The sequence below is a fragment of the Vibrio sp. V30_P3S12P165 genome (assembly GCF_009904905.1).
Classification (GTDB): Bacteria; Pseudomonadota; Gammaproteobacteria; order Enterobacterales; family Vibrionaceae; genus Vibrio; species Vibrio fujianensis.
In genome coordinates this window covers 15,075-27,961 of record NZ_WXWH01000049.1, presented here as the reverse complement: position 1 = coordinate 27,961, position 12,887 = coordinate 15,075, and the positions used below count along the sequence as shown (strand labels likewise).

13 protein-coding genes are annotated in these 12,887 nt (G+C 41.3%); 3 read left to right on the top strand and 10 right to left on the bottom strand.

Annotated features, from left to right (window positions below; translation table 11 throughout):
* Positions 1 to 71: 71 nt before the first annotated feature.
* Together yciH and CAG57_RS10400 are read right to left on the bottom strand one after the other, a co-directional pair.
* The gene (yciH, locus tag CAG57_RS10405; RefSeq protein ID WP_099611230.1) at positions 72 to 383 is read right to left on the bottom strand and encodes a stress response translation initiation inhibitor YciH; all 312 of its coding nucleotides are present in this window, start codon (positions 381 to 383) and stop codon (positions 72 to 74) included.
* Positions 384 to 392: 9 nt separating this feature from the next.
* A complete protein-coding gene (locus tag CAG57_RS10400) occupies positions 393 to 770 on the bottom strand; it encodes a DUF3319 domain-containing protein (RefSeq protein WP_099611231.1) in 378 nt (125 codons plus the stop codon).
* A gap of 104 nt (positions 771 to 874) precedes the next feature.
* On the opposite strand from CAG57_RS10400, the gene CAG57_RS10395 reads away from it, so the two are divergent.
* Entirely contained in the window at positions 875 to 1,837 is a 963-nt protein-coding gene (locus tag CAG57_RS10395; protein ID WP_161427278.1) for a tyrosine-type recombinase/integrase, read from the top strand.
* On the opposite strand, the gene CAG57_RS10390 is transcribed toward CAG57_RS10395, so the two are convergent.
* The gene (locus tag CAG57_RS10390; protein WP_161427279.1) at positions 1,821 to 2,825 is read right to left on the bottom strand and encodes a D-alanine--D-alanine ligase; all 1,005 of its coding nucleotides are present in this window, start codon (positions 2,823 to 2,825) and stop codon (positions 1,821 to 1,823) included. The two genes, CAG57_RS10395 and CAG57_RS10390, sit on opposite strands and share 17 nt — an antisense overlap.
* A 188-nt stretch (positions 2,826 to 3,013) precedes the next feature.
* Complete coding sequence (locus CAG57_RS10385) at positions 3,014 to 3,595, bottom strand: SPOR domain-containing protein (RefSeq protein WP_099611233.1); 582 nt, start codon at positions 3,593 to 3,595, stop codon at positions 3,014 to 3,016.
* 264 nt (positions 3,596 to 3,859) lie between these two features.
* Here CAG57_RS10385 and CAG57_RS10380 point away from each other — a divergent pair, with 264 nt between their 5' ends.
* The gene (locus CAG57_RS10380; RefSeq protein WP_161427280.1) at positions 3,860 to 6,562 is read left to right on the top strand and encodes a bifunctional acetate--CoA ligase family protein/GNAT family N-acetyltransferase; all 2,703 of its coding nucleotides are present in this window, start codon (positions 3,860 to 3,862) and stop codon (positions 6,560 to 6,562) included.
* A gap of 218 nt (positions 6,563 to 6,780) precedes the next feature.
* On the opposite strand, the gene CAG57_RS10375 is transcribed toward CAG57_RS10380, so the two are convergent.
* From CAG57_RS10375 to CAG57_RS10360, 4 genes are all read right to left on the bottom strand, one after another.
* Positions 6,781 to 7,674 (bottom strand): LysR family transcriptional regulator, encoded by an 894-nt coding sequence (locus CAG57_RS10375; protein ID WP_161455683.1) that lies wholly within the window; start codon positions 7,672 to 7,674, stop codon positions 6,781 to 6,783.
* A gap of 88 nt (positions 7,675 to 7,762) precedes the next feature.
* Positions 7,763 to 9,460: an SgrR family transcriptional regulator gene (locus CAG57_RS10370; protein WP_099611236.1), complete on the bottom strand. Its 1,698-nt coding sequence runs from the start codon at positions 9,458 to 9,460 to the stop codon at positions 7,763 to 7,765.
* Between the two features lie 80 nt (positions 9,461 to 9,540).
* Positions 9,541 to 9,771 carry a DUF3389 family protein gene (locus CAG57_RS10365; RefSeq protein WP_099611237.1) on the bottom strand — a complete coding sequence of 77 codons (231 nt, stop codon included), beginning with the start codon at positions 9,769 to 9,771 and terminating at the stop codon, positions 9,541 to 9,543.
* 3 nt (positions 9,772 to 9,774) lie between these two features.
* A complete protein-coding gene (locus CAG57_RS10360) occupies positions 9,775 to 10,224 on the bottom strand; it encodes a hotdog fold thioesterase (RefSeq protein ID WP_161427282.1) in 450 nt (149 codons plus the stop codon).
* A gap of 415 nt (positions 10,225 to 10,639) precedes the next feature.
* Here CAG57_RS10360 and CAG57_RS10355 point away from each other — a divergent pair, with 415 nt between their 5' ends.
* Positions 10,640 to 11,206: a PhnA domain-containing protein gene (locus CAG57_RS10355; RefSeq protein ID WP_161427283.1), complete on the top strand. Its 567-nt coding sequence runs from the start codon at positions 10,640 to 10,642 to the stop codon at positions 11,204 to 11,206.
* A 47-nt stretch (positions 11,207 to 11,253) separates the two neighbouring features.
* Here CAG57_RS10355 and CAG57_RS10350 read toward each other — a convergent pair whose 3' ends face one another.
* Together CAG57_RS10350 and CAG57_RS10345 are read right to left on the bottom strand one after the other, a co-directional pair.
* Entirely contained in the window at positions 11,254 to 11,445 is a 192-nt protein-coding gene (locus tag CAG57_RS10350) for a hypothetical protein (protein ID WP_099611240.1), read from the bottom strand.
* A gap of 238 nt (positions 11,446 to 11,683) precedes the next feature.
* Positions 11,684 to 12,643 (bottom strand): TerC/Alx family metal homeostasis membrane protein, encoded by a 960-nt coding sequence (locus CAG57_RS10345; RefSeq protein WP_099611241.1) that lies wholly within the window; start codon positions 12,641 to 12,643, stop codon positions 11,684 to 11,686.
* Between the last annotated feature and the right edge of the window lie 244 nt (positions 12,644 to 12,887).

The following is a 12,887-nucleotide window of genomic DNA, read 5'->3' as shown; positions in this document are numbered from 1 at the left end:
GTGTCATGGCTGACCAATAAAGTTAATTATGCGATACAGAGCAAAGATTAATTTCTTTGTAAATACAGAGTTCAGCTTCCTGCTAGTTTGACAACAAATCCTTTTTTCTCTAATAGCTGTTTTAATTTCTCACGCATATCACCTTGAATCTCAATCTCTCCATCTTTTAGCGAGCCGCCACAGCCGCAGCTTTTTTTAAGTTCCGCCGCGAGCAATTTTAACGGTGCATCGTCAAGGTCTAGTCCTTTTATGATTGAAACACCTTTTCCTTTGCGTCCTTTAGTTTCTTTATGTATGCGAATAATACCATCGCCTTGGCGACGTACTTTTTTTTCTGGTTCAGGTTGAATACGGCCTGTTTCGGTTGAATATACCAATGTCATAACATTTTCTTACTTCTTTAGTTGAGTTTCCGCTTTTTGTTTAGCAAGCAGATGAGCTTCAATATGTTTTTGAATAGCAATTTTAGAACCTTTGATTAAGCGACCATTGAAAAAACAATACCAAGCATTCGCCTCTCCTGTATCATTTTTCAAAGTAAAACCATTAAACTGCTCTTGTGTAGGTTTATGACCCTCTTCGCGTGCTTTACCTACCGATTCAAATTCGCTTGGATCAATAATTGATGCGGTATCACACCACCAATCGATACTCTTTTTAACTGCCGCTAAGTTTCCGGTTAATACGTGTGTCTTTATTTTAACTTGCCAGACCTCACTGGAATTCGGTGCTGACTTTAAGGTAAATCCTCGGTAAGTTGCTATCGCCATAGAGATCCGCTTCTGTTTGTTATTGCTAATAGTTAAATAATAATTGTATCTGACCGGTTAGCAAGTATATTTATTGGTAATATCTTAAGTTATAGTGCATTAGTATGAAAAAAAACCTCACACCTCTCAGTAATGAAATTAAAATAAAACAAATGGTTGAACGGTTTCGTAATACGATTTCCACTGAGCAGATGGTTTTACTCACACAATCGTACTATAAGCACAACTCTTTGCTCGCTTTGACTAAAGACTGGAATTTATTTATTCAATACGGCCAACAACATGCTGTACAGATACTGCCCGCTTCAAGCTTAGTTGTTAATCAATTTATACATCATCAAGCCAAAACGAAAAAATATAACACCTTAAAACGTTACGTGGTAACTATAAGCATAGTGCATTACTTATTAAATCAGCCTGATCCCACAAACAGTATTCAGGTTCGTAATCAACTTCGTCATTTTCGTCTGGATAAAAAAGGAGAGGAAAAACAAGCAGAATCCTTTACTCGATTGCATTTGAATCGCTTGCATAAAAAATTAATACGTAGCAATAATAGTAGAGATATAAGAGACTTAGCGATTTATCATGTGATGTTTGAATGTGCGATGAAACGCTCAGAACTTAAACAACTCACAATTGAGCATATTGATTTAAATGGTACCAATATTCAATGTCTGAATATTGGTACGGAGCAATATTCACTATCTGCCAATGCTCAGTGCGCATTACTTAGATGGATAAAAATAGTTAATGAACCTAGTGGTCCAGTTTTTAGAGCCATCGATCGGCACGGCAATATCGCTCATCTACGACTTGATGACTCGTCTATCTTCCGTATTTTAAGGCGAGCCGGAGGGCTTCTTTCTCAGCCTGAATTACGTTTTTCCGGTCAGTCGACTCGTATTGGTGCGGTTAAAGAATTGGCTCGACAAGGGTATAAAACAAAAGAAATTCAACAATTTGGCCGTTGGTTAAGCCCTGCGATGCCAAATCAATACTTAGGAAATTTGCACACCGCAGAAGTAGAAAAGCTAAAGTTCGTTCGTTTTAAACCGTGCGAGTAAGCGATTGGTGAACGCAATCTGCTAAGAAATCGCTAAATTTATGTCCATTATGCTCTAGCATTTTAGGAAACATCGAAATCGGGGTCATGCCTGGAAAGGTATTCACTTCATTAAGATAGATATGCCCTTGCTCAGTTAAAAAGAAGTCGATTCGAGAAAGATGTCTTAATTTCATATGGGTAAAGACTTTTTTAGCACATGCATGAATTAATGCACGTTGCTCTTCCGTGAGATTTTTTGCTTCGACTTCGGTTCTCGAATGACTATCCGCACTGTACTTTTCTTCGTAACTATAAAATGCATCATCAGGCGCAATGATTTCACCCGGTTTGGAAATATAAAGCTCACCACTTAACTCATATGCGGCCACTTCCAATTCGCGAGGTTTAACCGCTTGCTCAACAAGAACCTGCTCTGAGTAATGAAAAGCGGATTCCACCGCATGGCTCACTTGTTCTAATTCGGTCACTTTGTAGCATCCAACGGATGAACCTTGCCTAGCCGCTTTAATAAACAAAGCCCCCCACTGTTCAAACGCTTGCTCTGCATTTTTTTTCGTTGTAGCACTATTTTCGGTCAGAAACAGATAAGGCGTATTGGGAATGCCTAGCGCGTCATACCATAACTTCGAGGTAATTTTATTGAAGCTATTTGAGCTTGCTTCCGGTCCACAGCCTAAATATGGAATACCTGCTAACTCAAGTAAGGATTGAATATCTCCCGTTTCTCCGGGATAACCATGAATGCAGGGGACAACAAAATCAATTTTTTTTGACCAGTTTCCACCATTAAGTGAAGCAGTATTGATATCCAGTGAAACTAACTCATTAGACAGTGTAAACCAGCCTGTTGGTTTAATCTCCACACGAATCACATTAAAATCAGGCGTAAGCAAAAGTTGTTGCTGTATGTAATTTGCAGAAACTAAAGAAACTTCATGCTCCGACGAGCCACCGCCGCACAGAAGTAAGATCGTTGTTTTTATCATTAAATTTGTCCATGACACCAAATTGGTTTTGTAACCTTGCGCTATGATAGACAATTAAAAACAGACGTGCACTACTGGGATAAATTAATTACCTTGTCCACGGTTTAACTGCCTAGAGAATAAACAGTAAAGAGACGGATAAAGCCTCTTCACTGAGTTGATAGCCCGTTGAAAACCAATATTTCTGATTAATTCAGTTTATTCAACGTTGGATATTCGGAATTTTTGATACTATCAAGGCTTTTTACAAATGGTTTGAGCGCTTTAAACTCTGCTGGAAGAGTCTCAATCGCTTGAGCGGCCTCATAACGGCTTGCATAATCTCCATACAATACGGTATACCACTTGGTACCATTGACGACTTTATAATTTTCCCAAATAGGTTGATCCCTTTTAGGGAGCTGATTGGCAAATTGATCCACTTTATTTTGTGACCCCACCGCTACAACTTGAATGGTAAACCCATAACGAGGATTCATTGCAGTTTGCTTATCTGTTGGAGCAATGATAGTAACGGCTGGTTTCGCCTCTGTTTGTGGACTGATTTTGACTACTTTTTTCTCTTCTGCCGACGCCATTTTGATGACATTCATTTCAACATTCTGTTCAGAAACACCTTCAGCGGTCCCTTGTTCCGATACCACGGGTTTTGGTACTTCCGCGACCGCAAACTCTTCTGTATGACTTTCAGTAGTGACATCAGTGATGTAACTCTCTGAGGCACAGGCTGCGAGAAGAACTGACAAACTGACTATTGCAACGTTTTTCATGGACTCATAACACTCTAAGTAGAAAGTAATGTAAATCATGCCGATAGAGAGACTCAGAATCAAGCACCCTCTGGCATAATCTCGGGTGATCCTGTGATTTATGACACAAACTTGTTTTCATATTATATCGTTATGATCACATCCATGTGAAATTCGCCAACAGGGATACGAAAAATTCACTAGGATAGATCCATCTGGCGCACTTTCGAACGATTTATCTCCCCACTAAAGTAGTGAGTGTCCCTCGCTTAAGGTGTAAGCATTATGAATAATTTGAGTCAGTTACTCACGCCAAAGTCAGTCGCGGTGGTCGGCGCTTCTGTCCGTACTTTTCGGGCCGGAAATATCGTGATGAAAAATTTACTACAAGGTGGTTTTGAGGGGGCAATCATGCCTGTTACCCCCTATTATCCTGCGGTTTGTGGCGTTCTGGCTTATAAAACTATCGATTCCCTTCCGGTTATTCCTGATATCGCGATTCTTTGTACCCATGCTTCACGGAATGTCACTCTGTTCAAGCAATTGGCAGAGAAAGGCGTATCTAATGTCATCGTTTTGTCAGCGGATATGTATGCCAACGATGCCCAAGATCATGAAATACAACAGCAATGCAACGATATAGCCAAACGATCAGGCATGCGAATACTTGGCCCTAATAGCCTAGGATTGATTCTTCCTTGGTGCCACTTCAATGGTTCTTTTTCTCCAGTGACAGCGATCAAAGGTAATCTTGCTTTTATTTCTCAATCGGCAGCGGTGTGTACCACAATTTTAGACTGGGCCAATGATAAACAGATAGGCTTCTCTGCTTTTGTTTCCCTCGGTAATGCCAGTGATATTGATTTTTCCGATCTGCTCGATTGCTTAAGCACAGACAGGCATACTGATGCTATTTTGCTTTACGTTGATACGATTAAAGATGCTCGCCGTTTTTTATCGGCAGCGCGTGCCGCGTCACGCAATCGACGGATATTAGTCTTAAAGGGTGGAAGAACGGCCGCTGGACGAAAAGCCGCCCAAAGACATACTGGCGGTGATAATACACTCGATAGCATTTATGATTCAGCAATTCGACGCACAGGGATGTTACGCGTGCATAATACTCACGAACTCTTTGCCGCAGTTGAAACCCTAACTCATGCCGTGCCATTAAGAGGGGAACGACTTGCCATTATAACCAATGGCGGCGGGCCTGCTATTATGGCCATTGATGCCTTACTTGAGAGAGGTGGGCAATTGGCTAAATTGAGCCCTGATATCTACAATGAGCTAAATCAGAACCTCCCTCCTAGTTGGTCGCACGGCAATCCAATTGATATCGTGGGTGATGCTGATGCTCAACGTTATATTACGGCATTAAACATAGTGTTAGAGAGTGATGACGTTGATGCTATTTTAATTATGCATTCTCCTTCTGCGATTGCTCATTCCCAACAAACGGCTCAAGCCATTGTAGAGTTGCTCAAAAATCACCCTCGAGCACGCCGATTTAATATTTTAACCAATTGGTCTGGTGAGCTTACCGCACGACCTGCGCGGCAAATTTTTACTCACGCTGGTATTCCAACATACCGTACACCTGAAAGTGCCGTTGTGGCTTTCATGCATCTGGTCGAGTACCGGCGAAATCAAAAACATTTAATGGAAACCCCCAGTACCGCTGAAGCGGTACACTCTTCTGAAGTTTCGAGCGCTAAAAACTGGATTGAAGAGCATTTAGTCGAGCAACCGTCGATTCATCTTGATACTCATCAAATTGGGGCTTTTTTTAAATGGTTCCACTTTGCTGTACTACCAACTTGGATGGCTTCTGATGCCAGTGAAGCGGTTCATATTGCCGAGACGATTGGTTACCCGGTTGCAGTAAAGTTACGCTCGCCTGATATTGCCCATAAATCTGATGTTCAAGGGGTCATGCTTAATTTGCGCAACAGCAGTGAAGTCGCTAATGCGGCACAGGCGATTCTTGATCGTAGTCAGATATCCTATCCCTCAGCACGTATTCACGGATTACTTGTGCAAGCGATGGCGAAGTTAGCCGGAGGAGAAGAGCTGAGAATTAAAGTCAAACACGATACCACATTTGGCCCAGTCATATTACTTGGTCAAGGTGGCTCAGAATGGGATGAATCCATTGATGCCGAAGCGGCTTTACCTCCATTAAATATGACACTCGCTCGCTACTTAATTATTCGTGCGATCAGCAGTGGGAAAATTCGTTTGCAGAAACAGCCAACGCCTATTGATATTCATGGGTTATCTGAGTTTTTAGTTCGAATTTCACAAATCGTGGTTGATTGCCCACAAGTTTACGAACTCGATATTCATCCGGTTCTGGTTAATGGTGATCAATTCACTATTTTAGACGCCGATCTCACACTTAAACGTTTTAGCGGTGATGCACAGAGTCGATTAGCCATTCGTCCTTATCCTTCTGAATTAATTGATGAGTTTATAGATAAGGATGGCGAGCAAGTGATTTTACGACCCATTTTACCGGAAGACGAACCTTTGCATGCTGAATTTATTCAACGAGTGTCGAAAGAAGATCTCTATAAACGTTTTTTCTCTGATGTTGGGGAGTTTAACCATGAAGCGCTCGCCAACCTTACCCAGATAGATTACGACCGAGAAATGGCCTTTGTTGCCATTCGCCACCAACATGGCCAGCCTGAAATCATCGGTGTCTCACGAGCGCTCATTAATCATGAAAATAGTGATGCTGAATTTGCCATACTGATCCGCTCCGATCTCAAAGGTAAAGGGTTAGGAACCGTTTTGATGAAAAAAATTATCGATTATTGTAAAGGCAAAAAGACCTTACAACTATCAGGAATGACAATGCCAAGTAACCGAGGCATGCTCACTTTGGCACAAAAAATGGGCTTTAGTATCGACATTCATTTTGAAGACGGTGAAGCCAATATGGTGTTACCGCTTTCGAGTGGATATGCCCTTCCTAATTGAAGTGGTAAGTTGGCATTGGTTTACCCCAATCGCATCGTCTGTCTATGCTCATGGGGACTAACTTGCCGCCTATCTGCAACCTTCAGTTGTTTGGGTAGCGGTATTTTTATATCGCCAAACCTTTAGAGTTACAGAACAGCTAGAGTTACAGAACAGCTTCAAGTCGGGAGGATATCGCTCAAGCTTGATAGCACTCAAGCTCCATCGAGACAAGCACACTATCCATGATTTTTCGGCCAATTTTTTTTAAGGTACTGTATACACCATGATTTTGCCTCACCAATTTTATTCCGCCGCCAAGCCAAAATAATATCGATGCACTTATCTTGACTGCCTTCAATAATTTTTAGTTGTCCGTTGGCAATCAAGTCTTCAGCGACCATTAAAGGCAAGGTACCAATCCCAAGCCCATCGATCAATGCCTGACATTTAGCATTAAAATTAGTCACCGTTAAACGAGGTTGTTTTTCAAGAATATTGACACTTATGGCTGGCTGCTCTCTTGCTGTATCAGCAATGGCTATAATTCGATATTTTTGCCGTGCTGCATCATCAAATACCCCTCGACGCTTATGAACGTAGTGTTTATTAGCCGCGACCCAAACTAGCGTCATTTTACCAAGCGGCTCAGCCTTTACATCGTGAGGCAGCACGTCGATTTTGGGACAAATAAGGAGATCCGCTCGATCCGTTGCTAGCGCTTCCCAACAACCGGCCAAAATTTCTTCTTGTAAGCGGATACGTGTTTTACTCACGTTGCCAAGCGCTTCAACTAAAGGGAAAAAATGGGTAATCGGAATAAGACCATCAAAGGCCAACGTAATATCGAGCTCCCACCCATGCGCCAAGAGCGTCGCATCATTGACCAATTTTTCTGCGGCGGCAAGCATCATTCTGCCTCGCTCAAGAATCAATACTCCCGCTTCCGTGAAGTTTGCCTTATGACCAGAACGATCAAAGATCATAATATCAAGATCTTGTTCCAATTTTTGAATTTGATAACTTAACGAGCTTGGCGCTCGATTTAGCTCATTGGCTGCCGCAGCAAAACTTCCTCGCCGATCAATCGCATCAAGAATATGTAAGGCTTCTAGTGTAATTGGACTTTGCAAAACGCCTCTCCTCACTTCTATCGAATCACCCATTGCCTACGACAATAAGTGCCTCCAATTTGTTGATATTTTTAATTATATTTTGCTGTTATTCGGAAAGAATATCAGGTTTTACCCAGACTTGGCTAAAATCAAACCATCCTAAGGCATTACATTTAGCGTTTTGTAATGAACCACATTGATCTTTGCTCACGCCCAACCAACAGTGAAACATTGGGATAATCTGTTGTTTCTCAATTAATGATTTTCCCAGTGTTTTCGCAGGGAAGCTCTCTCCCTCTTGAGCCCGCCATTGATCAACCAGTTTAGACCATTGGTTAAAATCATCACTTTGGCTCATATGTTCTATATCAGAATAATTGAGTAGCCAGCCAGCTAATGCATCGTCTCGGTGGTTCGCTATCCCCATCGCTTTAATCCAAATATCGACCTGATCAATGGCTTCAACCGTAAGCTCATATTTTATGAAATTCACATCAATATTATCGGTTTTTAAAATCTGTTGAATGACTTTTGCTAAAGTTGGAAACATCGGGTGTTTAGCATGATACGCAATCGTTACTGTACGCTGTTCTGGTGGTGAAATCGCGCTATTATTGGGGGTTTGATGATACCATCCTGGCTTTAAGCCATATGCGGGCAAAACACCCAATTCGATAACTTTTTCCTCTGGTAATAAGCGAAATAAATTCAACGAATTCAGTTTTTTTTGAAAATAATTCGCCCAGTGTATATTGGCGGCTAAACCTTTACGACGATTCAGAAGTAAATAGGTACAACCGGGATCCAACTCAACATCTTCAGTAAAAGAGCCTCGCTGACTTTTTATCGGGTGTGTCAAACTTGGAAATACCATCGTTGAATGCACTTCATCAATAACCCACACTTCCACCCGATCCAGTAAAGGGCGAAAACCAAAGTAACCATCAAACGCTTGTAGTATTAAACGTTTTTCATCGTTAATTATGACTTTATAAGGTCCGGTTCCTATTGGCATTAAATCAAAATCGTCTGAGCGCAGCACTTTCGGTAATAAAATTTTGGCGCAAGATTCTGCAAGTAATAAAGGCAAATGATAATCTGGTTTGGTGAGTATCACATCGACCACCCAAGCTTCAGGTGATGTCACTTGCTCGATATGGGAAAATAAATTGACGAACCGAAGCTGCCATAAACTCTGCACCACGCCTTCGGTGGTTAATGGTTCACCGTTATGAAAACGAACACCGGGACGTAAGTAAAATCGCCAGTGTGAAGGACTCAGCGCTTGCCAATGATGGGCTAAATCCGCTTGTAATTGTTCTTCTTCATCTAAACGAGTGAGCCCACTGTAGATTTGTCTTACAATGTGAAGCTCTGAACGCCGCATCGGTTTGGTTGGATTGAGCATGGACAGTGGTCGATAATAAGGAAGGCGTACCACTTGCCGCCCTTCTTGGTGTTGAACACCAAGATAACTCTGGATCACCTGAGTTAATTTTGCCGCATCCTGATCAAGAACCGACAATGCTTGACCAATTTTCCCTTCTTGTAAATATCGACGGGCTAAATTTTCACTGACATCGGTTCTACTTCGTTTAAAAATCAGTTGTGATAATTTTCCGCGCCCGGCAGCCGGATGCCATTCTATCCAACCTTCATCTTCCATTTTATTGAGAACAATACGGGCATTACGTCGAGTACAAAAGAGGATATCTGTTAGGTCTTCCAACTGAGTCTCTGTATTTTGACCATTAAAATGTTCAAAAAGAGTCTCAAACTGAACACGCAATCGAGGACTACTCATAAAGGGGAAACTTACCATAATAAAAAACTATTCCAGTTTCCCTATTTATGATGCTTTTCGCAAGTCACGAATCAGGATATTTAAGCGATATCACACCCTAAAACTTGAGCAAGGGTTTGTAGTTGTTGGGCATTATCGAGTTTAATCGACCATTTAGTTTCACTACCGTGCGCGACAACCATATTTGCCTCTGATATTAAACTCACCGCATCACGAACAGCATGTAAGGTAATACGAGACGCGCCTTCTAAACGAATTAAAATTTCATGAGCTGTCACGATGATTTTTCCGCTTTTTAATTCAATAACCATACGCTAAGACTCATGACATGTTGAACGAGGGTATTTCGCCTGTTTTACAGCCATGGTTAAACGGCTAGTACAAACAAGCCGTTCTTTTTCATCCGTTATTTCAATTTGCCAGACTTGCGTTGAGATGCCCAAGTGAACTGGACTTGCTGTGCCAATCACCATCCCTTCACGCATTGCTCGGATATGATTGGCATTAATATCGAGTCCTACACAATAACGGGAGTCATCAACACAAAAGTTGGCGGCTAATGAGCCTAAGGTTTCCGCCAAGACGACAGAAGCGCCACCATGCAGCATGCCTAAGGGTTGGTGAGTAAAAGAACAGACAGGCATAGTGGCACTAAGGGTATTCTCAGTAACATCGGTATAAATAATATTGAGGTGTTCTATCAGCGTATTTTTTGATGTGGCATTTAAGTCAGCTAAACTGATGGGTCTTTTCCAGATGGCCATGCGTATCCTAATATTTTCAAAGTATAAACAGCCTGATTATATACCCAAACTACTTGGGGTTGCTCATTACAAAACGCTAAAAGGTAGGTGTTGAAGCCCATGATCTCACAGATTGGTATAATATCTCCTGCTGACTTTAAAGATGCAACAGTGTTGACGGCATTCGTTTACCCGAATGGCATCGCCGGTCTATGCTCGTGAGGATAAACTCACTTGCCACCATTAACCATGTTGGTTCACTCCAAGTGATTTGGGAATAGCAAGAGTAAAGTTTGCTAAATTATTTACTTTCCGCACCAAATTGCCCTTAAATGCTCAAAATAGAGCATTAACTATGATTAACCATAGGATATCTCTTTAAATTTTGTGCATAAAGTGGATAATACCCACAAATTAATTTTACAAGGTGGGAACAATGTCTACTGAAGCTACTTTACTCGAACGCTGTGAATCAAAATGTGAACTCTGCTCTTCAGAGTCAGCGCTTTCTCCTTATGTGGTTGCACCACACACTCAAGTGACAGTTGACCATGCAGTAATGCTTTGTGCAACTTGTAAAGACCAAATTGAAGAGCCAGAATCTGCCGACATCAACCACTGGCGCTGCCTTAATGACAGTATGTGGAATCAAGTTCCAGCCGTTCAAGTCCTTGCTTGGCGTCAACTAAAACGTCTGTCTGCGGCAAAAGGTTGGGGACAAGACTTGCTAGATATGATGTACATGGAAGAGGAAGTCCAGAAATGGGCTGAAATCGGTATGAACGATGACGAAGAAAAACCGCGTGATGTTAATGGTGTTGAGCTGAAAAAAGGAGACGATGTGACGGTAATCAAAGATCTCCCAGTTAAGGGGTCAAGCATGGTAATTAAACAAGGTACCGCTGTTCGCGGTATTGCCTTAACGGATGATCCCAAGCACATTCAAGGAAAGGTAAATGGACAAACCATGTTCATTATTGCAGAATACTGCCGTAAAAAATAATTTGGCAGCAGAAAAAACAAAAAGCCGACAAATTGTCGGCTTTTTAGTTAGCGCATTAAACCAATATCTCGTTGTATGTGATCAGATAATTCTCCGGCATGATAACGATGTGCCGAAGTCGATTCGACAAAAAGAATATCAACTAAATGAGCCATCAATCCTTTGAAGTTAACCGAATAGGTTTTTTTATCCATAGAGGTAGGTACTGGAACGGTACCGAAACGTATTGCTTGTGCCATAGAAGCCTCTCTTGATAAGCCGGTAACTTATATGAACAGATCTTAAGCAATACCCTGTGATTTATAAAATGACAAAATTTGGACTTTTGCATAAATAAAACTAATAAAACATATGGTTAACAATTGAATGAGTAATCGCGCATTCGCTGCAATTAACTAATCATAAACCGTCACACTTCTTGCATAAAAACTCACCGGTTGCATTTCTGTTTATTTTATTTAACATTTAATGCAAAGGCTATTTTTCGACTTTGATCGCACTATTCAGTTTGTCTGAGTGGCCTTTGAACCATGAAGCCACAATCGCAATCAACATCGTTACCAATAAAACCAATAAAGAAATTGGGGTTGGTATCTCCCACGGCGAGCCAACTAATAACATTTTTATACCAATAAATAACATAATAAATGCGAGTGCCGGTTTTAAATAGATAAATTTATTCATCATTCCTTCCAGCACAAAATACAACGAGCGCAGCCCTAACAAGGCAAAAACGTTTGCTGCTAACACCAAAAAGGGCTCTCGTGTTACCGCAAAGATAGCTGGAATTGAATCTAGCGCGAACATAATATCCATGCAAGCAATCATACCAACAACAATAAACATGGGCGTTACCCACCAACCTTGCTGTTGACGAATCAATAATGCATGCCCAGAATAATCTTGCGTTACATTAAAGCAGCGTCTCATCACGCGTTCAGGAAGTGGATTGAGTTCACTGTGTTGTTTTTCTCTTGCTAATTGAACCCCTGTCCAAATTAAGAACACAGCAAATACATATAAAATCCAATGGTATTGACTCAATAGTTGCGCGCCAATCACAATCATAATACCTCGTAAAATTAAAGCTCCAATCACACCATATAAGAGCGCTCTTGGTCGACATGAAGCGGGAACCGAGTATTGATGAAAGATAATAGCAAACACGAATAAATTATCGATGCTGAGTGATTTTTCTAGTAGGTAACCAGTTAAAAAGGCTAGCGACGCCTGTGAGGCACTATAATCACTATTCGGTAAATAAACCTCCCAAAATAGGAAAATGATTGCCGCAAAAATAAAGGCAAGCAGAATCCAAAACAAGCTCCAACTTAATGCACGCTGCAAAGAAATTTTATTATCACGAGTTTGCCAAATATCTAGCGCAACCAATGTGATGGTAAGAAGCATAAAGCTTAGATAAGTCATTAGGGACATGTTTCCTCCACGAGCGGAAGGAAAAACGTTTTAGAGAGCAAAACGAAACCTTCCGCATACCAAGTTATACTGTATAAAACAGCATGGATGCGTTGGTCTCGTCGAAATAGGTTAGGCTGCAACCTATTTATACTTGCCGGATAAGCTTAACGCTTAACGGGATGACGACAAGTAAACAACATGATGGCGACTACTCCCCAAACAGCGCTACTTTACTATGGTTGTTTTATCTCGTCTAGCGACA

Bases quoted from the DNA above. Each gene is read 5' to 3' on its own strand.
- CAG57_RS10385 (WP_099611233.1), bottom strand. From the start codon at position 3,595: ATGAAAAACGTTGCAATAGTCAGTTTGTCAGTTCTTCTCGCAGCCTGT.
- CAG57_RS10400 (WP_099611231.1), bottom strand. From the start codon at position 770: ATGGCGATAGCAACTTACCGAGGATTTACCTTAAAGTCAGCACCGAAT.
- CAG57_RS10350 (WP_099611240.1), bottom strand. From the start codon at position 11,445: ATGGCACAAGCAATACGTTTCGGTACCGTTCCAGTACCTACCTCTATG.
- CAG57_RS10395 (WP_161427278.1), top strand. From the start codon at position 875: ATGAAAAAAAACCTCACACCTCTCAGTAATGAAATTAAAATAAAACAA.
- CAG57_RS10345 (WP_099611241.1), bottom strand. From the start codon at position 12,643: ATGTCCCTAATGACTTATCTAAGCTTTATGCTTCTTACCATCACATTG.
- CAG57_RS10355 (WP_161427283.1), top strand. From the start codon at position 10,640: ATGTCTACTGAAGCTACTTTACTCGAACGCTGTGAATCAAAATGTGAA.
- CAG57_RS10370 (WP_099611236.1), bottom strand. From the start codon at position 9,460: ATGAGTAGTCCTCGATTGCGTGTTCAGTTTGAGACTCTTTTTGAACAT.
- yciH (WP_099611230.1), bottom strand. From the start codon at position 383: ATGACATTGGTATATTCAACCGAAACAGGCCGTATTCAACCTGAACCA.
- CAG57_RS10360 (WP_161427282.1), bottom strand. From the start codon at position 10,224: ATGGCCATCTGGAAAAGACCCATCAGTTTAGCTGACTTAAATGCCACA.
- CAG57_RS10390 (WP_161427279.1), bottom strand. From the start codon at position 2,825: ATGATAAAAACAACGATCTTACTTCTGTGCGGCGGTGGCTCGTCGGAG.
- CAG57_RS10365 (WP_099611237.1), bottom strand. From the start codon at position 9,771: ATGGTTATTGAATTAAAAAGCGGAAAAATCATCGTGACAGCTCATGAA.
- CAG57_RS10380 (WP_161427280.1), top strand. From the start codon at position 3,860: ATGAATAATTTGAGTCAGTTACTCACGCCAAAGTCAGTCGCGGTGGTC.